Here is a 24232-nt window from a genome sequence, read left to right as displayed (position 1 = left end):
TCGTCTACTGCTATAAAGCTAATTCATCAACTAAAAATCCCAAGTCTTTTGCATAGAAATTGATTACTTCGCCTTCTAGAATCTGGTAAGTCATGATTGTATTTTGCACTAAAAAATATTCAATGTTTTCGCGTCTATTAAGATCTGACACCCCGCTAAGTAATGTCTTTATATCTACTCCTTTAGTTACAATTATAAATTTGTTATATTCCATTATTCCAGGTTTTTCCCTCATCGGTTCTGACTTAAAAATGTTTAGAAAACGCTTAGGCTTTAATGGGAATGTTAGATCACTTCGCTTCTTTCTATCTATAGTGGATTTCATCCCTAAATGCCCAACCGAGGGACTAGCATTATACAATAAATTATAAGGGCTAGCAGGAAAATAATGATAGCTATACTGTTAAGGACGGTTTTATTGTTTTTCTTACGTCTCGTTTCATAGCCAATAATTAATATAAGTAGAAAAACAAAATATATTATTATCACAAATAACATATTATCCCTCGATCCTTCTTAAAAGTAGATAATTATTCCCGTAACCGCAAATAAAGTTAACAATATTAATACTTGCATACACCTATAAAAGAAGCTGTCTTTCTTAAAATCTATAATAACTATACACATTATAATTATGCCGATGAATTCCAAATCCATTATTAATTTCAACATTGAATCCATTTCAATCTCCTAATTTGGTTATTTTCTTTCCTTTTTCTTTTTTTATATTCTCTAGGATTGTATTCTTACTATCTTGCTTATGCTCACGCAGAGATTATTCTTTTGATATGTATTATTTACATCTCTTACTTTTAGAATAAGCCCTCCCTGTAAAAATGGAGGGCTTATTCTTAGTTTATTTTTTTAGTTTGTTCATCAAATCTTGTTCTACACTGCCGCCGAAACGCAGGGCTAGAATATCTTCTTTTTTTATCCAACAAGTTCCATCTAATCGACCTTCGTCATCCACTAAAGTAATTTCTAATCCTTCATAGTCATTTTCAGCGATTATTCCAATTGCTGGCGTCTCGTCGCCTATGATGTCAATAAAGATTATCTCTTTACTTTGGTATACATAATCAGCAGCAATTTCAAATTGTTTCTACACGATTAAACTATAGAAATAATATTCCAGTAACTTATATTTCTAATTTAGATATATTATTTTAGCAATTGAGCTTTATTCAAAGCATCTTTAATGTTTTAGGCAATATTCTCGCAGTCATACCATCCACTCTGATTACTTGAAAAACTGCGCCAAATCTATTCCTTTTGAAAATATGCCTATAGCAGTAACATCTAAAACAGGAGAAATCACTATCATTCCATCTTCTATTTCCATGTTTTTTCTAGCATTTAATTCTTTTTTCTCCTTGAACAAAAATATTTTGTTTGCGTCTGGATAAGCATCACCTTCTAAAAACAAATGAAACATCTTTTTCTTTATCTCCATAGATTCATCTGCAAGAACAACTTTTTTATAGCCATTCTTTTTGTCTCCAGGTAATTCCTCATACGGCCCAAATATATCCACTAAAAAATAAGCAGAAACCATAAACTCACCAAAAGTATCACAAATGTCTTGTAATTCTTGTTCAGAAATAGGGATTGGATTTTTAAAATTATAAATATAATTTTGTTCTGCTCCAGTAATTCCAGAGTCAACTTCATAATTAGGTATGTCTTTGTTTTCTACAATATATAGTTGTTGTTTGTCAAGCATTATTTTCCCCTTCCTTTTCTTGGATAGATTATATAGTGCTTTGGTTTGTAGTTCCAGTGGACATGTAAATATTTTTTTTGATTTCCACCAACTTTTCCGTAATCTAAAGCGAATAGCCTCCCTTTTTTACGGTTAATTATAGCAAAAATCCTTCCTCCTTGGCTTTTCTTAGGAAGCCCTACCTTCCAATTCTTAGTAACTGTAAATTCTTTTTTCTTAGAATTATATCTCGATCGCGCCCACTTAGCACCTTTTTTAGCAGTCTTCCCTACCCATTTAGCGCCCTTTTTAGCAGTCTTCCCTACCCATTTGGCACCTTTTTTACCATATTTTGCAATAGGCTTTCTAAACTTATAAATAAACTTACCGGCAGCCATAGCAGCTGGGATAAGCCATGTCCAATTTCCATCAGGGTCAACCATCATCACCGGATTATTATTCGCATAATTATACCCATTCATCGTCTGCGGGTCGTCTTCATCGCCCGGGTCTGGATCATATGCGGTAAACACGCCTTGCTCTGGTTCGTAATAACGCGCCATCAAGTAATATTGTTCGATTTCCTTGTCATATGTGTATCCTGCATAACCATACGGATTGGCTTTGGCTTCTTCTGTAGAGGCAGTGTTTTTCAGCACATTTCCCCAAGCATCATACGCATATTCTGCGACAATCTTACCTGCTTCATCTGTGAGCGCAATTACGTCGCCATGCGCATTATAGTGATAATAGAGGGTTTTGCCGTTCATCTTCATCGCTAAACGAACATTATCATCCGAATAAACATACTGACGAACTACTTTTCCATCACCATCAGTCTCATACAGAACATCAATACTATCGCCATCATAATGATAATTCGTCGTCACGCCATCGACTGTTTTCGACAAGCGGCGGTTATCATCATCGTACGTATAACTCGTAAACGGCTTGCTCTCGCCTTTTTTCGTAATGCTGCTTAAACGGTCGCCGGTATCCCATGTATACGTGTACTTGCCATCGCTTGTACGGTTACCATTGGCGTCATACGTCAGCGCTTCTCCGTTCCACGAAACCAGTTGATTACCATCATTATAACTTGCGGCAATTGTTTTTGTCTCGCTTCCGCTGATTGCTACTTGTGTGCGGTTTCCGAAGCCATCGTAGGTGTATGCTTTTACGGTGCCGTCTGGTAGTGTTTCTTTGGTTAGTTGATTGACTGCATCGTATTCGTAGGTTGTTTTTCCGTCTTGTTTGTTGTCGATGCTTGTACGGTTGCTTGCTGCATCATAGGTGTAGTTTTCGTCTAAAATTTGGGTGCCGCTTGCGCTACTAATAGCTGCGTTGGTGACTTTTTGGGTGCTATCGTAGGTGTAGTTGGCTGCGGTGCCGTTTCCTGCTGTGTAGACGTTAATGTTTCCAAATTCGTCAAACTCGAAATAGGCGTTTTTGCTTCCGTCGTTTACGCGGGTATTCCGGTCTAAGTCGTTGTATGTGTAGCTTGTTTTTGCTGTGTAGTCGCCGTGGTTAATGGCTACTTCTCCGACTTTGTCTGTTTTTCCTTTGTTGTCTTTTGTTGGTTTATCTTTGTAAGTGTAGCTTACGTCACCACCTCGTTCGGCTACTTTGGTGATTCGGTTGGCATCGTCGTAGGTTTTGTCGGTAACGATGCTGTTAATTTCGTCGGTTACTTTTGTTTGGTTGCCGTTTGGATCGTATTGGAATTTAAATGCTAGTTTATCATTCCATTTAATCCCGTCCAAGCGGTCAGCGGAATCGTATGTGCTTTCGGTTACGCGACCATTTGGCATGATTGCTTTTGTTTCATTACCGGCTGCATCGTATTCATACTTGATTGTGCGATTAAGTGCATCGGTAAATGCGGTAATTTTGTTATCTACGTCATATTCATAGATATTTTTTTGCGTTTTGCCAGATGCGGTGACATTTTTTTCGGTGGTGTTGCCATTGTCGTCGTACTTATAGGCTACGGATGTGCCGTTCGCTAGTTTTGTGTCTATAAGTGCGTTGTCTGCATCATAGGTTAAAGTTTTTTTGTTGCCTTTTTCGTCTGTTTCGGATGTAGTGTTACCGTAAATATCGTAAGTGAAGCTGATTTTGCGGCCTTCTTCGTCATAGCTAGCTGTTACATAATTGCCGGAAGCGTCGTATTCATTTTTTGTTAATACTTCGCCTTCTATGACACGTACATCGTCAAACCAAGCTTTTCCGGTTAAACCATTGCGGAACATGGTGTAAACTTTAATCATTTTGACTGGCTTAGTCGGTTTAACAACTACGGCACTTCGGTTCCAGTCGTTCGTTCCGAGTGGGAATTGACCTTGTACGGAAGAAGTTGTGCCATCTTGATAATATATTGTTCCCCATATCGAATAATCGTTCGACATCGTTGCAACAGAACCGTTTGCTTTGGCGTCTTCTGATTTGGATAGTGCGGAAATTGTTAATGCTTTGGCTTCTTTTTGATTTACTGGTACATCTTGGACAATATGCGTGTAGGCTTCACTTGTTGCTTTTCGCTCGAAGTAAACAGCGCTATCACCGCTATGGCTTTCATTATCGACTACTTTTGCTTGTGTCAGCGCGGTATTACCTGTGCGCATCCAGCCAGTCGGAAGTGTTCCATTGTGCTCTTCAAAACTGCTGTTGACTACCGGGTTGTAACTGGAAGCAACACTACCTTTTTCAAACTGAACATTGTCGTACCAAATTGTGCCTTTTCCTTTATGCGGAGCTGGTTGTTCATTGTCCAAATAAAGCAAGACTTGGCGTGTGTTTTTAGATGTTTTAAAAGTTAGTTGGCGTTTTACCCAGTCACCGTTCTTTTTGATCGATGTGGCGCGGTTGGATTGCCATACGCCGGCATCGGTAATATCTTTTGCATTTGCATCTTGTAAACGTCCAATGAGAAGTGCATCGGCGTTTGTCATTCCGGATGTTTTAATCCAGGCGCTAAATGTATACGTTGTTTCTGGTTCTACATCAACGCGTTGAGTAACGGATGAATAGCCTTTTACGGTAGAATTTGCTTCACTCGTTAGTTTAACGGAACCGCTGCCGCCGAGTGTTCCTGGAGCTGACTGAGTGCTATCGAATGTCATGCTTCCTTTTGCATCAGATTGAATCAGTGTCCAGTTGGAAACTCCTGCTCCTTTTTCAAAGTCGCTGTTTTGAAGTAAGTTACCTGCTGAAGAAAGTTCACCACTACCTCGAATTGGATTTCCATAGGCGTCATACTGCGTTACAGAGGATACTTGGGATTCTGTCGCAAGTGTTTCTGACACCGCATCTGCTCCGTCATAAGTAACCGTCGTTTTGCGTCCTTCTGTGTCAGTTGCGCTCGTTACATCGTTATTTCCATTGTAGGTATATGATTCTGTACCGTAAGCATCTGTCGCTTGCGTGATATTACCATCTGCATCGTAAGAATATGTTTCTTCTTGTCCCTTAGGATTCACTTCTTTTACTAGGTTATTTGATTCATACGTGTAGGTCGTTGTGAGTTTGAGACCATCTGCATCCACAATTTCTTTCTTTGGATTTCCAGCATCATTGTAGGAATAAATGGTTTTCTTCTTTTTCTCGTTTGTTAAAGTTGTTTGTTGCTCTTCCATGTCATAAGAAAGTGTTGTTTTTTTGCCGACCGGATCGGTTATTTCTGTTAATTTCTCTTCTTCATAAGCAAAGGTTGTTTCGTATGGTTTTTCTTCTGTATGTTTTGGATCGTAAATCGATGTTAATAAGCCATCTGTGTAGCCATAGCAGTATATTTTACCGCGGGCAGTGGATGAACTGATTAGCTCTTGTTTGTCATTATACGTGTAGCTGATTTTACGGTCTTCTGGTCCGACAAGTTCTTTTACGAGCTCGCCTTCATACGCTAAAGTCACGGTACGTCCGGAAGCGTCGCGCATGTTTGTTAGTTTGCCGTCAGTATATTCGTAAGTTAATTCGTTGCCTTTTGTATCTTTTTCGGATTTTAATCGTCCATCAGCTAAAAAGCGCGTTTCTGACTTATCTTCTTCTATTTTCAAATAGCCATCTGCGTTTTTAGTAATCTCGGAGTAAATGCCTGGTGGTGCCACGTATTTATCGCCTTTTTTAGTGAAACGATGGACTTTCTTGTCCGATTCCACCCATACGATATTTCCGTTTTCTTCTTCAATAAGTTTCTCTTCAAGCGTACTTGTCCAGCCTTTACCAAAAATGCCTGTTGCGTCATCTTGGCTGTTAAAAGTACGGTCGACATTGATACTCGGGCCGCGGCCTTCTAAGTTAAAATCTGTTTCATGGAATAAAAAGTTTCCATTTGTAGCGTTTACTTCGCCGCCACGTACCGGCACACTTGTCCAGTAATCTACCATTCCTAGCTGTTTATTTACTACTTCTGGAAGGGATGGTGTCGCTGGTTCGGATTGAATACTTGTGGCGTTATTTCCCGCTTTTTGGTACGCAACAATTCGGAACCAGTAGTTTGTTCGTTCTTTATAATTACCGCCAGAATTGGTATAAACTGGAGAAGGATCTTTTGCTAGTTCATCGCCTTTTCCGTCATGATGAAGAGCGAATTTACCTTCTGCAATTTCTTCTTTGGTTGGCCAAATCCCTTTATTTTGGGTGGTCCACTTTGTTTCTGCGCCAACATCGTATTCTTCGTAGGCTTTCCCATTGAAGACAAGTACTTTATAGCCATCCGCCATTGGGCTCTTTTCCCAGTTAAGTTCCACGTATCCTGTTTCTTTATGAGCTAAGTTAGAATATGCTTTCGCAGCAGGGGGTTGTGGTTTTTCGATTGGCATATAGGCAAATACTAAGTCGGAATTCGGGCTTTCTCCACCCGGGAAAACGGCTTGCACTCTGAATAAATAGCGCGTTAAATTGCGCAGTCCAAAAGTACTTCCAGCTTGAAACGCATTTTCATATTGCGCTCGCGGATCAAGAGCGAATTCGGTTCCTTTGCCATCATGGTGGAATTCGAATTCTCCATTAGCGATTTCGTCATTTGTTGGGGAAATTTTCTTCCCTTTAGTGCTCCAAGTGGTTGCGGTGCTTTTTGTATTAATATATTCGTAGTTATATCCATTAGAAATAACGATATTATAACTCGTTGCACCAGGAACAGCCTTCCAAGATAAATCCATGTAACCTGTTCCAGTTCCTACTCCATTTGAATTCGTTTTAACAGTAGGTTTTTCCGGTTGAGCATACGTATAATTTACTTCTAGATAAGGATAGTTTTTATTATTTTCACTTGCTACTAATTTTTTCCAATAGTTTTGATCGATGTTCGTTCCTAGGCGGAAACCGTTATTTGGTCGCACGCCACTTGCCCATGCTTGGACTGTTTTAGTTACGTCTAAATTTGCCCATTCACCACGACCGACATTGACGCTTCCAATCCGTGTCGATGCAGGAGCCGTATTCCATGTCACTTGCCACGGGGACCAGTTCGCATTAGATTCGTAGTACCAAAGATCATTTTTAACTGTTGGGGACATATGCCAAATGTTATACACTTTTAGCGTTGCTTTAGAAATCGTCGCTTTATTTAAAGTAGACGTGTCCATTTTTAAATAGGCGGCATTATTTCCTGTTGAATTGTCCCATTTACCAAGTTTTAACGTGTAAGCATTTTGGCCAGAATCCCAAAGTTTGCTTCCGATATTGGTTTCGGTTGGTTTTGCTGAATTGATGTTGGCATTATACACTTCATCTAACCGGACAGATGGATCAATATAGACAGGATATTCGCGCGCGACATCATTTAGCCATGCTGTATCTACTTTTAATTGTAACTCATAGACTGTTTTGGTGAGTTGTTTCACTTCAAAGGAAACATTCTCGGATAACGCTGCTTCCCCGGTCTCAGCGCCGACATTGGAATCTGTCATAACTGGTTTCGGAAGCGTATACATTGTTTCACCGGATTTATTTTTGAATAGCACATCACCATTCTTTGCCAGCTCTAAACCAAGTTTTGTTTCTATTTGATAAACATACGTATCTACTTGATTAGGTTCATGTAGTACGATGTCTTCTTTTACTGATTGTGGAAAAGTTAAATGACGTAAATCTGTTTTAGGAAATACATTTTCATAAGTAACTTCATTTTCTTTGTAGGTCGCTGGTTGGTCTGTAACTGCTTGTTCATTTTCGCCTGTACGTGCTCCTTTTAAGCGAAAAGTAACTTCTGCGCCAGCTTTTGTTAGTTTCTGATATGCGCCGTCTTCCATTTTGTCTAAGAAGCCTAGTTCTAATGGAGTTTGTTTTGGAACAATCATGTCAGAATCTGCTTCTTTCTCCACATTCGCATCGATGCGTTTCATCTCGCCATCAACTTCCATATTGATAGAATCCGCAAAGATTTGTTTTGTAAAGCTCCCGTCGTGGTTATTAAAAACCACTTCATTTTCTGTTCTTTCTTCTTTCACTTCTGTTGGTGCTTGTTCTCCCGCTTTCTTTTCTGGTACTTCTACCCCAGTTGACGTCTCCTCCGCCATTGGTGCATAACCAGGTATTAGTGAAAGGAATAACATAATAGCTATCAGGCTCACTAAGATTTTTTTTGCTTTTGCATGTATTTTCATGTGTCAAGCTCTCCCTTTTTCAATGTAATTTCATTCGATGCCTTGCTAATTTCTCTTTTTTTAACTTGCCGCTAACAACTTCACTGCCCTCTCTTTCTAAAAAAGGACCAGTTTTAATTGAGATAAAACTGGTCCTTTTCCTAATATTACAAAATTATTATAGCATGTTTTCATTCCAAAAAGTTATGCAAAATGTAAAATTTTTACTTTTTGTTTGAATTATTAATTTTATTAATTATAATTAGTGTTAAATAGTTAAGCAGTAATAAATTTCAGTCGCGCTGTATCAATACAAATATCAACAATATTGTCGCATTCTATAAAGCATTTCCCATCAGATGCAAATTCTTCTGGTGCAAGGGTATTAATCATTACTAAATTTGCTTCAATCGTTTCTATTGTCCCGATAATTAGCTCGTCCCAAACAGTCATTATTTCCACTAATTTGTTGTTCTTTTTCGTCCATTCCAGAAAATTCAATAGTGTGTCGCCTTCCTCACTTAATTCAGGTATTTGTTCCTGAGGTCGGTTTAAATTTTGATACGGCTTCAGATATTGAGTATCTTGTTGAACTTTAAAAATAGCTTCATTTGCTACGAGTGCAAAACCATCAAATCCCACTCTAGTATGGTATTTTTCCAATATAATGAACGAATCAAAAATAACTCTGATATATCCCACACGAAAATCATTTGTTTCTTGCTCATCATCATATACTTCATAAAGGCACTTTTGGTTTAGTTGTTCTAATTGTTTACGATTCATTGGTTCACCTCTTTTTTAAGCGCTTTCAATTTAAGATACCATGTTTAATCCTCTCCTGCAATACAAAAAAAGCCTTGAACGAATAATCAATCCGTTCAAGGCTTTTCCATTTACCACGGTTGGCTGGTTGGACCTACTGTGAATTCATTTACGTTGACGTCTTCGGGTTGATCGATAGCATACGCAACAATGCTCGCGATACGATCAGGTGTGATGCCGTATTGTTTGTATAAGCTCGTCATTCCTTGTTCGGTTTCTTTATCCGTGATTGTTTCTAGTAATTCCGTATTGATAGCTGCTGGATAAATGGTCGCTGTGCGGATATTGGTTCCTTCTTGCGCTGACTCCATCCGTAATACTTCCATTAAGTCACGGACTGCCCATTTAGTCGCGCCATATACTGCGCCGCCGGGATATGCTTTTAATCCTGCTACAGAAGAAGTGGCGATGATATGTCCTGATTTTTGAGCGATGAAAGAAGGCAAAACTGCGGCAATTCCATTCAGTACGCCTTTAATATTGATATCAACCATTTGCTCCCATTCGTCTTCTTTTAAAGCAGATAATGGCGAATTCGGCATGATTCCCGCATTTAAAAAGATTGCATCTACTTTTCCGTATGTTTCAATCGCTAATTCTACTAATTTCTTATTGTCTTCGCGTTTTGTCACATCCGTTTTGGCAAAAATTGCTTCGCCTGAACTCGCTTTAATCGTTTGAACAATTTTTTCCAGCTTTTCTACGCGACGAGCAGCAAGAACCACTTTCGCCCCTTTTTCAGCTAAAAGTAAGGCTGTTGCTTCACCAATTCCGGATGATGCTCCGGTTATAATAATTACTTTATTTTTGATTGTCATTTGCTATCTCTCCTTATTCCTCGATAATTTTACGAATTTGTTTGGCTGGGCTTCCGGCGACGATAACGTTTGCTGGGACATCTCTTGTGACGGTAGCATCCGCAGCAACGATAGCATTTTCGCCGATTGTTACGCCTGATAATATCGTTGCGTTTGCGCCAATCCAGGCGTTTTTCTTCACACAAATTGGGGCTACTCTTAAGCCACGTCTTTTTTTCGGGCTAACTAAATGGTTGACGGTCACAAGTCTTGCTCCTGGGCCAATTAAAACATTATCTTCAATTGTAATCCCACCCAAATCCACGAAAGTTACATTTAAATTGATAAAGATATTTTTCCCAAAAGTAATATGTTTCCCGAAGTCGCTATAAAAAGGAAGTGAGACATCGACTGATGGATCGACTGGTTTTCCAGTGATGTCACTGAGGTATTTGGTCACTTCTTTTTTTGAGTGGTACTTGGTGTTTAGTTCGATGATAAGTTGTTCATTGTTTTGTTTTACTTCGTGAATTTCATCTAACAAATCCGACCCTTGGAGAATTTCTTGGCCGACTAGTCTTTTCTGTAAATCTTGTTCTATCATGCGCTTTCCCCCTCGAAAATCTTTTACTATTTAATTATAGCGGGAGAAGTTATAATTGAATAATACTTATAAAGCATATCCAACTATTCATTTTAGTTATAGGAAAGGGTGATTTTAATGGAGCTTCGTGTGTTGAATTATTTTTTAACTGTTGCTCGTGAAAAAACGATTAGTAGAGCTGCGGAAGTGCTTCATCTTTCTCAGCCAACGCTTTCTAAACAATTGAAGGAACTTGAGGAAGAACTAGGGGTAACTTTATTTATTCGTGGAAATCGGTCTATTACGTTAACAGAAGATGGGCTTTATTTAGCTAATCGCGGGAAAGAAATTTTATCTTTAGTGGAGTTAACTACTTCGAATTTACTTCAAAATGAGACGATTAGCGGAAAAATAATGATTGGTGCTGCTGAAACGAGAGGATTTGAATTTATCGGTAGCGTGTTACATGAACTTAGAGAGAAGCATCCCGACATTACTTTTCAATTGCATAGCGGCAATGCGGATGATGTTTTAGAAAAAATTGAGCACGGTTTACTAGATTTTGGTTTGGTAATTAATCCTGTGGAAAAACTACAATATGAATATTTACCACTTAATATAGAAGATACTTGGGGAATTTTAGTCAATACAAAACATTCTTTAGCGAAAAAAGCGGTTGTAACTCCTAGTGATATTGAAGCTAATCCGATTGTCGTTTCCAACCAATCTTTCATTGATAATCAGCTAGCTAGTTGGCTTGGAGAGCATTTTGAACAATTGAATGTAATTGGTAGATATAATTTACTGTATAATGCCTCTTTGCTCGCTAAGGAGAACATCGCAAGTATTCTTTGTATTGATGGTATTATCAATACGGAAAATACTAACCTGAAGTTTATCCCTTTTTCGCCGCCTCTAACTGCTGGTATTAGTATTGTGTGGAAAAAGAATCAAACTTTCTCCAGTGCTTCGAAAGAATTTTTACGATTAATACAAAAAACTTGCTCAAAATAAATGCTTTGAGCAAGTTTTCTTTCTATATTTCTAATCGTAACGTAACAGCGCCATATGCTGGAATCGTGTTGTTGTCATTTGCGACAACTTCTTCGATAGCATTCACATACTCAAACGACATATCCGAGAGTGCCAACTTTTGTGGTGTGTTAGTTGGGTTTTCCAAGCGGACGATGTATTTATCTGCTGTGTAGTAGGATGGGTGGCACGCTGAAACTAAGTATTCTTTCGGCAAATTCAACATACCTAACGTTTGCTTCGCGCCTAATTTCCGTTCTGTTTTCTGGATTTTGTTATCCAAGCGATGTAAAAAGTGGTTGAATGGTTGACGCTGGTAAGACACGTTTGCTTGGTTGAACGCTTTTGTTCGTTCAGCGGTTTTATGTTCGTCGAAAGCTTGGTCGCCAAGATAGATGGCTAATGAAAATTCATGTTTGCCTAGTAACTGCGCACCTTCTGTTTCTATGAGCACGTGACCTTTTTTCGTTGTGTCGCCTGATGCTCGGCCTGGCCGGTATGCTAAATCAGGTTTTCCGAGTTGTCCGGTTGTTGCCAGTAGCGTCAGTGCTAAATATTGATCCAATTGTTGGTATTCTTTGATGCCCTGTGTGAAAATGGTACAACTTTCTGCTTCATTTGTTAGCGTCACGCTTTGTTCAAGTGGTTCGATGTCGATTGGCATTTCGCTATATGTTTCTCGCCAATTCGCTGGTACAACTGGTTTTCTCTTGATATATCCGAATGGAAGTGAAGCGATGTTGTAGTCTGTTTTCACACCTGTGTTTACTTTTAAGCGTAGACGGTGATTTTTAATTTGGTTATCTACTTCAACATTAACAACCAGCAGTTCGCTACCTTTTTTCACCTCTAAAATGAGTTTGATTTGCAGGTCGCCATGCCCTTCTTTCGCCAAACGATCAAGCGGGAAATCGCTTTTTCCTGTTAAAATTAAACGTTCGACTTCACTTGATTTCTCCGTTTTTGCTTCGGAAAAAGTGAATAATTCCGCGATATCTCCGGCTAGTGGTGAATAATCATACGTATCTCCCGCATTCACATCATCTTCTAGTGTAATAAAAGAAGTGATGCGCTCGCCGTTTGGTTTTTCAAGAGCAATTTCGCCATTTTCAAAAGTGATTTTGTAGAAATTATTCGTGATTGCCACATCATTGGAAGCAATCATCGAATCCAGTTCGCGGTCATTCTCTTCAAAAGCAATCACGCGGTAACCAAGGCCTGGAAGCTCCACTTTGACGCGCACTTGAAGCACATAGTAGCCCGGTTCTTCAATAAATCGGTTTCCGGCTGGCGTTTCTTCTAGCACATTTTCGCGCGATGGAATGAACTCTTCTTGGACAATCGTTGCGTCCGGAAACGCTGGGAAATGGATGTTTTTATGCTCGGTTACTACTTGTATTTCCTTACATCCGTCAAAATCATGTGAATCCGTGTTAAAAACGATAATTTCGTTCGCCGCAAGTGACAAATCATCGGCAATTTTCTTCACAATCGTGTTTTCGATACTATCGCATAGTTCGTCGGCTTCTTTCATCCGGTGCAAAATATCTTCGGCAACTGGATCAGAAACGCAGCCCGCCAAGCTATCATGCGCTTGACCTTCTAAAAGTTTCTTCCACGTATGCATTAGTAAACGCTCGCTAATAGAAATTCCAGATGCTTTAGCAATAACAAGAAGTGGCTCAATACGTGTTAGCAATTTTTGCTCGAGTGACGCGCTTTTTAGCTTAATATTCATTCGGCTAGATCCAATGGTTTTATGCACTCGCGCAAGAACCGGACTTCTAAATTCGCCGCGATATTCTTCTAAGTCAGGCAGCTCTCTAACATATTGAATAAAATCTTGATAGGTACTAAGTTGATAATCATGGCGTCCCATCTTGTTGATTTCCACTAATTTTTCGGCAAAGTTACTAATAATATTCAGCTGATCATTCCCAGATGGAATTAAAACTTCAGTTGTTTTACTGTACTTTTCAATGAAATCAATTGCCGGGTCGAGGCGTCCATCCACATATGCCGAGGTTGGTTCAAGGAGCATCCCTGTGCCGTAACCTTGTGGCATATTAATCGCATAAATCGACGCTTCTTCTCCAAGTCCTTGCCATTTAAAATATGGAGACGCAACATGTTCACCAAGATGAATCCCACGCCAGAAAATCACATTATCAAAGCCAGCATGTTCAAGTAAAGTCGGCATTTGGGCATTAAAACCAAATGTATCTGGCAAATAACCAATTTCCATATAGTCGCCGTATTTTTTACTATCAAAAATCCCAATCATCGCATTGCGCAAAATCGACTCACCATGCGCGAAAAAGGCATCTGTTTGCGTAAACCACGGTCCAATGAAAAGTTGTTTATCCGCAATTAATTGCTTAATATCCGCTAATTTTTCCGGGTACAGTGCGACATAATCATCTAAAATCGACAGTTGCCCATCAAGTACAAAGTTTGCTTCTGGGTGCTTTTTTAATTCGTCAATTACTTCTGTAAAAAGTTGTTCACTTAGAACCAGTGCATCGGCCGAGGTAAAATACCACTCTCGGTCCCAATGCGTATGGTTCACAATATGTGCTTTAACCATAGTTACCTCCGTTTTTTAAGCTTCCCATTCTGCTTCGTCAATTTCGTCATCGTAGCTTGAACCAGCCATTTCCTCGCCAGCACTTGCTTTACGTAAAGCGACTGACATACCCGCAACGATTAGCGTTCCAACTGCAATTGCTAAAATGTAAACTGGCCAATTTTCAACTGTGAACCAGCCATAAAAACCACTAATTGGCGCTTGGTTAATTGCGCCAAGACCTACAGCTAGCGCGCCGCCGACAGCAGAACCAAGAACCGTAGCCGGAATAACTTTAAGCGGAGATTCTACCGCGAAAGGAATTGCCCCTTCACTAATCCCAACAAGTCCCATGATAAGAGAAGATTTTCCTGCCTCACGCATTTCAGTATTATATTTACGTTTTGCGATTAAGGTTGCTAAACCAAGACCAAGTGGTGGGATGATGATTGCTACTTGTGCTGCTGTATTTGGTGCATAAATTCCACTTGTTAAAAGTGCCATCGCCGTTGTTACAGCTGCTTTATTTACAGGTCCGCCTAAGTCAAAACCAACCATTGCTCCGATAATAGCCGCCATTAGAATTTGATTCGATCCAGACATACCATTTAGCCAATTTTCAAGGGCTGTATTTAAGTCAGCAAAAGGAATACCAACCACATAATTAATAATAAGAACGGTAATAAGTGTGCCAAAAACTGGTACTAAAAATACCGGTACAATCGAAGCCGCCGCTTTTGGCAGTTTCACGTATTTTTTAATCAATAGACATGTGTAACCAGCGATTAAACCAGCTGCCAGTGCCCCAAGGAAACCAGCGCCAATATCACGTGCCAGTAAACCACCAACAAGACCAGGTGCTAGTGCTAATTTGTCCGCAATCGAATACCCGATAAATGCTGCAATAACCGGGAACATCATTCCTAGCGCCAAGCCACCAAAACCATCTAAACTATGCAGTAGTGAAATTAAACTATTCGCACTGTCTGCGTATTTCGCATCCCAAATATCTGTAATTCCGAAAAACGAACCACCAACCCGAGCAATCGCCATAATCACGGCGCCTGCAATAACGAGCGGAATCATATATGAAATACCTGTTAAAACGTGTTTTTTCAGTTCACTCCCAATTTTTCTGAACATGGTAGATCCTCCTTATTTTTCGTCAATTAACGCAAGTGCTGCGTTGATTACTTTTTCTGCATCTTTAATCGGTGCGCTTACTGGAACTTCCAGCACGACTTTACCATCAAAACGTTCTTTGTTACGAACTTTTGTATCTACTGCGAAAATAACTACTTCGCCGATATTTACATCTTTTTCGGTTAATTCATTCTCAATTCCTGTTGCGCCTTGTGTTTCTACTTTAATGAGGTTGCCCATTTTTTTCGCGCCTTTTTTAAGTGCTTGTGCTGCCATATATGTGTGCGCCACTCCTGTCGCACATGCGGTTACTGCGATAATTTTACGTTTCATATCTCTACTACGCCTCCATTTAAAATTCGAATAACTTCTTCTTCGTCTCTTGTATTTTTTAAATTTTCGACAATATCATCGTCCATTAGTTTCGTTGCAATTTCTGCAAGGATTTTTAAGTGACCGTCTGTTTTGTCAGAATCAGTAATCGCCAGTAAGAAAATCATATTTACCGGTTCGTCATCCAGTGATTCCCACTCAATCATTTCTTTCGTTCTTGCAAAAACGATGGCCGATTTTGTGACACTTTCACTTTTTCCGTGTGGGATAGCAATGTTATTTCCTATTCCAGTTGTTGAATGTGCTTCGCGATCCAAAACTGCCCGAACATAAGTCGCTTTATCCGCTAAAATACCATGTTCATCTAGCATTTCTGCCATTTCTTCAATTGCTGCTTCTTTTGTCGTCGCCTCTAAATCAAAGACGACTAATTCTTTTGTTAAAATATCTTTTACTTCCATTACATCCCATCCTTTAACAAATGCTCATAAATTTCTGCGGCACTTTTTAGTTGTGTCAGCTTCTCAAGCCATTTTTTATTATCAATATATTTATAAAACTGTTCATACATCGCGTCTAAATTAATGCCATTTTGTTCGGTCAGAGCGATAAAAAAGATTTTATCCACCTCGACTAAGCCCCATTTCACTGGATTTTTAAGTGTGGCAATAGCGATGTGCGATTCATTAATAAGTGCAGGATCTGCGTGTGGTGTCGCCATTTCTTCAAAAGAAGTGAACGATAACGCTTCTCTTTTTAGCGCACTTTCAACAATTCCTGATTTAGCAATACCAAGATTCACAAGCTTATTACCAATTTGCGTGATTGCGTCTTCCATCGTTGCAACATCTAGCTTCGCAAAAATAGTTTTCGGTTCAATCAAGTCAACAAATGGTTGGCTGCGTTTCTTTTTCTTGCGTCTCGTTCGTTCGATTTGGCTTTCAACTTGTTGTAAATCGGCTTTACTCATCATCGGACTGACAACAATACTTGGAATATCTTCCAGTTCGAGATAAATCGTGCTGATGACTAAATCCACATCGACTTCTGTTTCCATTAACGCCTGAACGGATAATATTTTTTCAATCGTAATCATTGGAAAATATTTTTTAATTCTCGCCGCAAGTAATCTTGATGAACCAAGCCCGGTACTGCATACAAGTACAACTCGAATTTGGTCGGGGAAAGAACGACTTCTTTCTTTGTATGCCTCAAAATGTAGCGCGATATACGCCGTCTCATCTTCGTTCACTTGCACATCGTACTTTTGTTCAAATTTTGCTTTAAAATATAGCGCTTCTTCAAACGCTTGGGGAAAGTTTTGCTTAATTTTGCTAAGGTACGGATTTTTAAAATGCATACCAAGTTTTAACCGGTTAATGGCGGATTTCATGTGTGTCGTCAAGTCATCCAGTAAGCTTTTATCGTAATTCCCTTCCGCTAAACACGTGCTGACAAATTCTGCCACATCGTCTTCTTTTGGTCGAACGCTTACAAGTAACTCATCATGCTGTTGGTTATATGCTGCTGTTAAATGCAACTGAATATAGCCGACTTCAAATGCTGGAATTTTAATATCCAAACGGTCTTCTAGCATGCTAACGAGGATTTCCGTATTGTTTCGCTGCGAATCAAATACATCTTTCATTGGATCGCTCTCAACATTTTCGATATACTCTCCTGCTCGAATACGCTCTACCGCAATCGCAAGATGAATGACAATCGATTGAAACGCATAATCAGTAAAAGCAAAATCATGTCGCTCACTAAATGCTTGAACAATCGCAATGATTTCTTTCAAGCCCTCTTCTGGAAAAATTCCGGTGACATCGGCTTTAATCGTGTCAAAAGCTTGGAGGACCTTTTCGCCTTCTTGCTTTAAATACCAATTATTGCCCCAAAAATTATTAATAAATTTCGATGTTAAGGCGCGCTTTTCTCGTTCACTAATAAGGAGTTTCATGCCCTTACTAGGTTTCTTATACAAAGTAATACCTTCTTTTTCCAGCATTTTCGTAACTTCAACCATATTTTTCTCAATCGTGCTCCGGCTAATGTAAAGTTCGTCTGCAAGCTGATGAATCGTGATATAGTCGTCTGCTTTAAGCAATTTACTGAAAATGTAGATAACCCGCTCTTCTTTCGTTGATGGGATTGGGCTGACTTGGTTATCTAGAAATCGGCTAACTTCGGCAAAAGCCTTGTTATCACCCTCAATATACACACCGATTTTTGGTTTACGGACCACTGTCATATCAAAATCCTTTAGAAAAACATCGATTTCCTTCAGTGAGTTTGATACTGTTTTTTCTGAAAGTCCGAGATGATTCGCGATAGTTCCAACACGTGTTTGACCTGTCTTCATTAGAAACTGAATGATATTTTTTTCGCGATTTGCAATCATTTTCGTTACCGCTTTCATTTTTAATTTTCCTTTCCCTACGCTTATTCTATTACAAAGACTCATCCCCAGAAAACTACGAAAATTACCGCATTGAATACCGTAATTTTGGGATATTGCTGTTCATTTTGGAGAATGGTAGATTTAAATTAGCACCACTAACCTAGAAAGGAAGCTTATTTTATGTCTATTTATCTTATTGCGTTACTCCCTGTTCTTGGGTGGGGATTTATGCCAATAATTGCGAACTTACGAAAAAGCACCCCCGAGGAACAACTACTGGGGACTTCGATTAGCGCGCTATTATTTGCTTTCATTTTGTTCTGGATTTTATCACCAGAAATAACGGTTCTTTCTTTTATAGTGAGTTTTGTTTCGGGTATCTTTTGGAGTTTTGGGCAATTACTGCAGTTTAAAGGGATTGCGGCTTCTAGTGTTGCGAAGGCAATGCCGATTTCAAACGGAACTCAGCTAGTTGGCGCAACGCTTTTTGCTGTTCTTGTTTTCCGGGAATGGCAAACGGTTACGGCTGTTATCATCGGAGTTGTTGCAGTAATTTTAATCTTGATTGGGGTGGTAATGACCGGGTTTCAAAAACGCGGGAATCATATCACGGAGTCGGTTTCATTTCATGTCTACGGTATCGTTATTCTATCTTCTTTCTTTTTAACGCTTTACGTAGTGACAAACCAGCTTTTTGATGTCACTGGCTTTTCTATCATTTTACCACAAGCCATCGGTATGCTGACATGCGCCATTGGTATTAACTTAGCGAAAAAGACTGCTATTTCCCGAAAAAATGTTACATTTAACTTAATGACCGGATTATCGTGGTCAATCGCCAATTTAGGCATGTTCTTAGCGACTGCTGTACTTGGTGTCGCAACGAGCTTCTCGATTTCACAAGCTTGCGTTATCGTCGCAACAATCGGCGGTATCCTCATTTTCAAACAGAAAAAAAGCCCGCTAGAATGGACTTTTATCCTTTCTGGCATACTGTTAATAATGGTGAGCGTCGTGTTCCTTAGTTTATTGAAATAAAAAAAGCCAAAGACCACCTCAAGGTCTTTGGCTTTTTTTCATATACTCTTCTATAACTTGTAACACGCCCGCTTCTTTATTAGAAGCAGCCACATGTTTCGCAGCAGCAAGAACTTCCGGACTGCTTTCTTGCATTGCGTAACTATGCGACGTTAATTGCAACATTTCGATATCATTATTCGCATCACCAAAAGCGAGTAAATCATCTGGCGCCACTTGCCATTCATTCAATAGTTGCTGAATCGCGCTCCCTTTCGTCACACCCGGAATTATAATATCAATACTTCCATGCCCGCTCGACACAGCGCGAATTTCACCGGCAAACATTTGATTCAAATCTTCCACAATTTGCCCTGTCTTAGCCACTTCCACATCAAGCGCGAACTTAATAAACGTATCATCCGGAAGTACATCGAACGAATCCAACTCTTGCAACTCAAAATAATACTTTTTCGCAAATGCTTTAAAATCGGGATCGGCGGCTTTTAATAAATACGCACTCTTCACCCCACAAAGAATCACTTGCAAATCTTGATATTCTTGAATCAACGTCCGCAAAATCTTTTGAACTAATCTTTCCTCAAAACGATTCACACTCCGAAGTTCCCCTTGATGAAAAATAACCGCCCCATTTTCAGCAACATAAAAAAGCTCCTCATCCTTCCCTGGAAAAAAAGATTTAAGCTGATAATATTGATTCCCACTCGCAACAATAAATTTAATCCCACGCTTCATTAATTCAACATAAATCTTCTCAAATCTAGCACGATCATATTCACCATTTCCATCTAAAAAAGTCCCGTCCATATCTACAGAAATCGCTCTAATCATCCGTTTAAGCTCCTTTTAAAGTTAATTTTATTCTATTATACCAAATTTTTTCGCGCCACATTGCTACAGCTTGTTTAATTATAAAATATGCTATACTAAACTAGCCCATATCATAAATAACAAGACACGAAAGGAGGGCCCAAACCTTGTCAAAAGGAAGATTAGAAGCATTTAGTGATGGTGTTTTTGCAATTATAATTACAATCATTGTTTTAGGAATGACTTTACCGGATGTATTTACCGCAGCTAGCACACAAGCATTCTTATGGGAAATTTTTATATTTATCGAAGGCGGATTAATTATCGGACAATTTTGGTATTCACATAGCAGGCTGTTTGATCAAGTCACATTCATTTCCACATCTGCCGTCTTATTTAATATTTTATTTTTATTAGTTTTGTCACTTATCCCATTATTTACAAGAGCAATCATGCAACATCCAGATATGACCGCACCGATTATTGGATTTGTTATTACTATTTTGATTACTTCGGTGCTATTCCAATTATTGCATCACGCGGTAAATGGAAAAGATTCAGGTATCGACAATTGGAAGTTTCGAATCTCTAGTTTCATATTTGTAATCATGCTTGGTATTATCAGTTTCTTCGCTCCACAAATATCCACCATTTTATTTATTATTTTCCCAATCGCTGGTTGGATTATTCAACTCACAAACCGCCGTCAGCCTCCAAAATAAAAAAAGTCAGCGAAAAATTTCGTTGACTTCGCTTTACTATTTTGTTATTCTGGCACTAACAACAAGAAAGGAGCATAATTATGAGAAGCCTGGATGCAGTAGAAATACTCAGACGTGGCGAAACCATTGAGCGTTATAAAGAAGGCGGAAATTCAATGTTACCTTTGATTAAATCGATGCAACCTGTTCGTTTAGAACCGATTGGCATGAGAGAACTCAAAGTCAACGATATCGTATTTTGCAAAGTTCGCGGTAGTTTTTTTACACATAAAATCAGTAAAATCCGCGGTAAACAATATCAAATTTCTAATAATCACAAACACGTGAATGGTTGGATTACACGTAATAGTATTTATGGCATTGTCACCAAAATTTGGTAAATGCTAGGTAACATGCAACGAACAAGTTGGATGTTTTTTATTTTGCCTAAAATCATACTTTTTTTCGGATAATTTCTAGAACAATCATATACGCAAAACAGAAGATAAGAAAAATAATCGTCAGACTCGAAATGGAGATTTGTTCAATCCCATTTAAATTAAGAACAATTAACACAATTGGTATCGTCAAAGCTAAAACAATCAGCAAATAATGGGAGAATGTTTTGCGATTGTTGATATATCTTTCATCTTTTTCTAGTTTTTCTTTCTCATATTCCCGCTTCGTTTTTTCTTCAGATAAGAATACAGAACTCAGTGTACCAATTAAAGCCGCAATAATCATAACAATTGGTGTACCGATATCTCCAAATATTTTTTCCCCTTTAATTATTCCTAAAAGTGGATACATATATATAATAACTACCGCAACCATAATACCTCGATTAATAATGTATCGTTTCATGCTAATTCTCCTCCAGTTGAAAAATCTCTTCTATTGTTAAACGAAAATAGCGTGCCATCTTCAAACTTAGCTCTAAACTAGGATTATATTTACCTTTTTCAATAGCATGGATTGTTTGTCTTGAAACTTCTAATGCTAAAGCTAATTCATTTTGTCCGATTCCTCTTTCTTCCCGCAGCTGTTTCACTTTATTACGGACTTTCAATTAACCACCACCAAATAAGAAGTATTTACAGTTATTATAAAATAAATACAGCTTCACGTAAAGAAAACTTTACATTTCGTATAAAAAAAGTAGCTAAAATGATTCATTCATCTTAGCTACTGATTTTTATTTCACCATTCTTGAATCTGTTTTATCGAAATATTGCTTCCCAATTTGCAATTTCTCGCCATAAAGTTCATCAATAGTAACAAACTCATATCCTTGATTCTTTAATTTAGTCAATGTAGCGTCAAGGCTCGCAGCAGTGGTTTTATGAATATCATGCATTAGTACAATCGCTCCGTCCGTTGCACCAGCAAGGACTTTTTTCGTTACTATACCAGCATTTTTGTTTTTCCAATCTTCTGTATCAACAGACCACTGAATTATTGGAAGACCAATCTCTTCAGCCACCTGTTTGTTTACTGCACCATATGGAGGGCGCATTGTAGTTGGAAAATATCCAGTTTGATCAAATACTGCTTTTTGCGTTTTTAAAATTTGGTTGTACACTTCTTGTGTCGATTGTTTAGTTAATTGCGGGTGATCCCATGAGTGGCTGCCAACTTGGTGCCCTTCCTCTAATTCACGTTTTACTAAACCCGGATTTTGTATGACACTAGAGCCAAGTACAAAGAATGTCGCTTTTACATTGTGGCGTTTCAATGTATCAAGTACGCCTGGTGTTACCGAGGCACTTGGACCATCATCAAAAGTAAGCGCAATTCGCTTGTTGGTTTTTGCTTTTGGCACTTCTGGAACTTTCACACTGCTTGGTAAGTAGCGTTTATTCACAGAACTAGCAATATCAGCAAGTTTTACTTTTACTTTATTCGGTTCCGGTGCACCTGGTATTTTTACTGGCAAAATTAGTTCAGAGTTCGTAATTTCGAAATCTGTTTGATTCCATTTCACTAAACTCTTAATTTCCCCAAGATTCCCAACATCTTTTAAAGAAAAACCCCCTGTTTTAATCAGTTCTTCTTCAACAGCTGTTTTTAAATTTAATTTAGTTTGATTACTTTTTATTAATACTTCCCCAAGTGTTAACAAAGCACCTGTTTCTGCGTCGGTTACTATGTTTTTGCAAATATCTTTTTTATCTTTGAGTACAAATTTAGTTCTACCTTCTTTTACGTACTCTGATTGAACAGCTTTATAAGATATTGCTTGCTCGGCCATTCTATGCTTTTGGTAAGTGTAAAAAATAATCCCTTGAGTTTCTTTATCTCTATTTAACTTTTTAACCTCTGCATCTGTGGCCTTTTCAATTTCTTTTTGGATAATTTCGTTGTCTTTTTTCTCAGTTGTTTTAGGAATGTAAGAAATGATTTCCACTCCATTTTCTTTCTTATCCAAGCGGCGGAAATTTCCTCCATCTTGGTCTTTCATTAGTCTGTCCATCTGCATTATTACTTTGTTGCGCGACTTTGAAAATTGGTATTTTTGGAAACCTATTACACCAACAAAAACCACGGCAATAATGAGAACGGTAACTAGTGAAAGTCTAATCCACCTAATTTTCACATTATGCACCTCACCTTAGAAAAACCTTCCCCAGCTTTTCTTATAAAACAATTATACATGAAAAAAAGCAACTTTCTAGCTTTTGTACTAAAATAGGAAAAAAGGACCAACAATTCTATAACAATTGTCAAAAAAAAGACACGGATAAAGTGGGAGCTTTTACCGTGTCCGATTTATAGTTACAGGATTACCCCTGAAAACTAACATATTGTGAAGTATTTCACTATTAATTTTACCGTAAAAAAACGCATTCCGCAAATATTAAATGTCGTTTTTTGTCCAGTTTATTATTTTATCCTAACGCAACATCTAAAACCATCATTACTGCAAATCCCGCCATCGTTGCAGCAGTTGCTAAATCGGTCGAACCTTCTACTTGAGATTCAGGAATTAATTCCTCTACAATAACAAAAATCATTGCACCTGCTGCAAAGGCCAGCGCAAACGGCAAAATAGGTGTAACAAAAACAACCAATACAGCACCAATTACAGCGAAAATTGGTTCAACTACCGCTGAAAGTTGGCCATACCAGAAACTTTTCCCTCTCGAGAGCCCTTCTCCGCGCAAAGGAATGGATACTGCCGCTCCCTCTGGAAAGTTTTGAATACCAATACCAAGCGCCAAAACTATTGCAGTAATAAGCGTCTCCGTGTCTCCAGTTATCACTGCTCCGAAAGCTACCCCAACAGCTGCCCCTTCTGGAATATTATGAATAGTAATGGAAAGAACCAGTAAGATACTTTTTCGAAGAGAAGTTTTTGGTCCTTCCTTCGCTTGCTCTGGAAACCCGAAATGTAAATGTGGAATAATACGGTCAATAACACGTAAAAATATTCCCCCAAGCAAAAAGCCAACTAGAGCTGGTACGAAGGAAAACTTCCCTAAATCTTTACTCATTTCGATTGCAGGGGCAAGAAGCGACCAGAAGCTTGCTGCGAGCATAACGCCTGCAGCAAATCCTAGCATAACATTGCCCCATTTTTTATTTAGATTTTTAAAGAAAAATACGAGTGAAGCTCCTGCTGCGGTACAAGCCCATGTAAAAATACCGGCAAGAAGTGCTAACAGTACCGGATTTAGTGACGATAAGTAATTTAACAATTCATGCTCTCCC

At 38.7% G+C, this 24232-nt stretch carries 20 protein-coding genes; 4 read left to right on the top strand and 16 right to left on the bottom strand.

The features are described 5' to 3' along the window. Positions 1 to 10: 10 nt before the first annotated feature. From GL301_RS02340 to GL301_RS02315, 6 genes are all read right to left on the bottom strand, one after another. Complete coding sequence (locus GL301_RS02340; protein ID WP_003741484.1) at positions 11 to 325, bottom strand: hypothetical protein; 315 nt, start codon at positions 323 to 325, stop codon at positions 11 to 13. Positions 326 to 1240: 915 nt separating this feature from the next. Continuing rightward, on the bottom strand, positions 1241 to 1723 hold the full coding sequence (locus tag GL301_RS02335; RefSeq protein WP_003734612.1) for a hypothetical protein: 483 nt from the start codon (positions 1721 to 1723) through the stop codon (positions 1241 to 1243). Then, complete coding sequence (locus GL301_RS02330) at positions 1723 to 8310, bottom strand: DNRLRE domain-containing protein (RefSeq protein ID WP_274758832.1); 6588 nt, start codon at positions 8308 to 8310, stop codon at positions 1723 to 1725. The genes GL301_RS02335 and GL301_RS02330 overlap by 1 nt, the downstream gene beginning before the upstream one ends. A gap of 255 nt (positions 8311 to 8565) precedes the next feature. Then, a complete protein-coding gene (locus GL301_RS02325) occupies positions 8566 to 8991 on the bottom strand; it encodes a hypothetical protein (protein ID WP_003725159.1) in 426 nt (141 codons plus the stop codon). A 194-nt stretch (positions 8992 to 9185) separates the two neighbouring features. Then, positions 9186 to 9932: an SDR family oxidoreductase gene (locus tag GL301_RS02320; RefSeq protein WP_003725158.1), complete on the bottom strand. Its 747-nt coding sequence runs from the start codon at positions 9930 to 9932 to the stop codon at positions 9186 to 9188. A 13-nt stretch (positions 9933 to 9945) separates the two neighbouring features. Beyond that, entirely contained in the window at positions 9946 to 10515 is a 570-nt protein-coding gene (locus GL301_RS02315; RefSeq protein WP_070298231.1) for a DapH/DapD/GlmU-related protein, read from the bottom strand. A gap of 117 nt (positions 10516 to 10632) precedes the next feature. Here GL301_RS02315 and GL301_RS02310 point away from each other — a divergent pair, with 117 nt between their 5' ends. Beyond that, the gene (locus GL301_RS02310) at positions 10633 to 11508 is read left to right on the top strand and encodes a LysR family transcriptional regulator (protein ID WP_003725156.1); all 876 of its coding nucleotides are present in this window, start codon (positions 10633 to 10635) and stop codon (positions 11506 to 11508) included. A 22-nt stretch (positions 11509 to 11530) separates the two neighbouring features. On the opposite strand, the gene GL301_RS02305 is transcribed toward GL301_RS02310, so the two are convergent. From GL301_RS02305 to GL301_RS02285, 5 genes are read right to left on the bottom strand one after another with little or no spacing between them, the layout of a single operon-like run. Next, positions 11531 to 14113, bottom strand: coding sequence for an alpha-mannosidase (locus tag GL301_RS02305; RefSeq protein ID WP_070298230.1), 2583 nt, complete (start codon positions 14111 to 14113; stop codon positions 11531 to 11533). Between the two features lie 15 nt (positions 14114 to 14128). Continuing rightward, positions 14129 to 15235 carry a PTS fructose transporter subunit IIC gene (locus tag GL301_RS02300; RefSeq protein ID WP_003725154.1) on the bottom strand — a complete coding sequence of 369 codons (1107 nt, stop codon included), beginning with the start codon at positions 15233 to 15235 and terminating at the stop codon, positions 14129 to 14131. 12 nt (positions 15236 to 15247) lie between these two features. After that, positions 15248 to 15568 (bottom strand): PTS fructose transporter subunit IIB, encoded by a 321-nt coding sequence (locus tag GL301_RS02295; protein ID WP_003722977.1) that lies wholly within the window; start codon positions 15566 to 15568, stop codon positions 15248 to 15250. Beyond that, positions 15565 to 16029 carry a PTS sugar transporter subunit IIA gene (locus GL301_RS02290; RefSeq protein ID WP_003725152.1) on the bottom strand — a complete coding sequence of 155 codons (465 nt, stop codon included), beginning with the start codon at positions 16027 to 16029 and terminating at the stop codon, positions 15565 to 15567. Before GL301_RS02290 ends, GL301_RS02295 begins: the two co-directional genes overlap by 4 nt. Beyond that, the gene (locus GL301_RS02285) at positions 16029 to 17990 is read right to left on the bottom strand and encodes a BglG family transcription antiterminator (RefSeq protein ID WP_003734607.1); all 1962 of its coding nucleotides are present in this window, start codon (positions 17988 to 17990) and stop codon (positions 16029 to 16031) included. The genes GL301_RS02290 and GL301_RS02285 overlap by 1 nt, the downstream gene beginning before the upstream one ends. 162 nt (positions 17991 to 18152) lie before the next feature. On the opposite strand from GL301_RS02285, the gene GL301_RS02280 reads away from it, so the two are divergent. Then, entirely contained in the window at positions 18153 to 19010 is an 858-nt protein-coding gene (locus tag GL301_RS02280; protein WP_274758831.1) for a GRP family sugar transporter, read from the top strand. Between the two features lie 18 nt (positions 19011 to 19028). On the opposite strand, the gene GL301_RS02275 is transcribed toward GL301_RS02280, so the two are convergent. Beyond that, positions 19029 to 19841 (bottom strand): Cof-type HAD-IIB family hydrolase, encoded by an 813-nt coding sequence (locus GL301_RS02275; protein ID WP_003733611.1) that lies wholly within the window; start codon positions 19839 to 19841, stop codon positions 19029 to 19031. Between the two features lie 146 nt (positions 19842 to 19987). On the opposite strand from GL301_RS02275, the gene GL301_RS02270 reads away from it, so the two are divergent. Further along, positions 19988 to 20542 (top strand): TMEM175 family protein, encoded by a 555-nt coding sequence (locus GL301_RS02270; RefSeq protein ID WP_003734606.1) that lies wholly within the window; start codon positions 19988 to 19990, stop codon positions 20540 to 20542. A gap of 80 nt (positions 20543 to 20622) precedes the next feature. After that, positions 20623 to 20922, top strand: a complete 300-nt coding sequence (locus tag GL301_RS02265; protein ID WP_003722968.1) for a hypothetical protein — start codon at positions 20623 to 20625, stop codon at positions 20920 to 20922. A 52-nt stretch (positions 20923 to 20974) separates the two neighbouring features. Here the strand turns inward: GL301_RS02265 and GL301_RS02260 are convergent, their stop codons facing one another. The 4 genes from GL301_RS02260 to GL301_RS02245 all read right to left on the bottom strand — a co-directional run bounded on the left by GL301_RS02260 (position 20975) and on the right by GL301_RS02245 (position 24219). Continuing rightward, on the bottom strand, positions 20975 to 21385 hold the full coding sequence (locus GL301_RS02260) for a hypothetical protein (RefSeq protein WP_003728112.1): 411 nt from the start codon (positions 21383 to 21385) through the stop codon (positions 20975 to 20977). Position 21386: 1 nt separating this feature from the next. Next, the gene (locus GL301_RS02255) at positions 21387 to 21590 is read right to left on the bottom strand and encodes a helix-turn-helix transcriptional regulator (protein ID WP_003722966.1); all 204 of its coding nucleotides are present in this window, start codon (positions 21588 to 21590) and stop codon (positions 21387 to 21389) included. A 126-nt stretch (positions 21591 to 21716) separates the two neighbouring features. Continuing rightward, the gene (pgdA, locus tag GL301_RS02250; RefSeq protein ID WP_003728113.1) at positions 21717 to 23117 is read right to left on the bottom strand and encodes a peptidoglycan N-acetylglucosamine deacetylase PgdA; all 1401 of its coding nucleotides are present in this window, start codon (positions 23115 to 23117) and stop codon (positions 21717 to 21719) included. A gap of 292 nt (positions 23118 to 23409) precedes the next feature. Further along, entirely contained in the window at positions 23410 to 24219 is an 810-nt protein-coding gene (locus GL301_RS02245) for a ZIP family metal transporter (protein WP_003728114.1), read from the bottom strand. Positions 24220 to 24232: the final 13 nt, after the last annotated feature.

Source organism: Listeria sp. LM90SB2 (genome assembly GCF_028867355.1).
GTDB lineage: Bacteria > Bacillota > Bacilli > Lactobacillales > Listeriaceae > Listeria > Listeria monocytogenes_B.
This window is presented reverse-complemented; position numbering and strand designations above follow the sequence as displayed.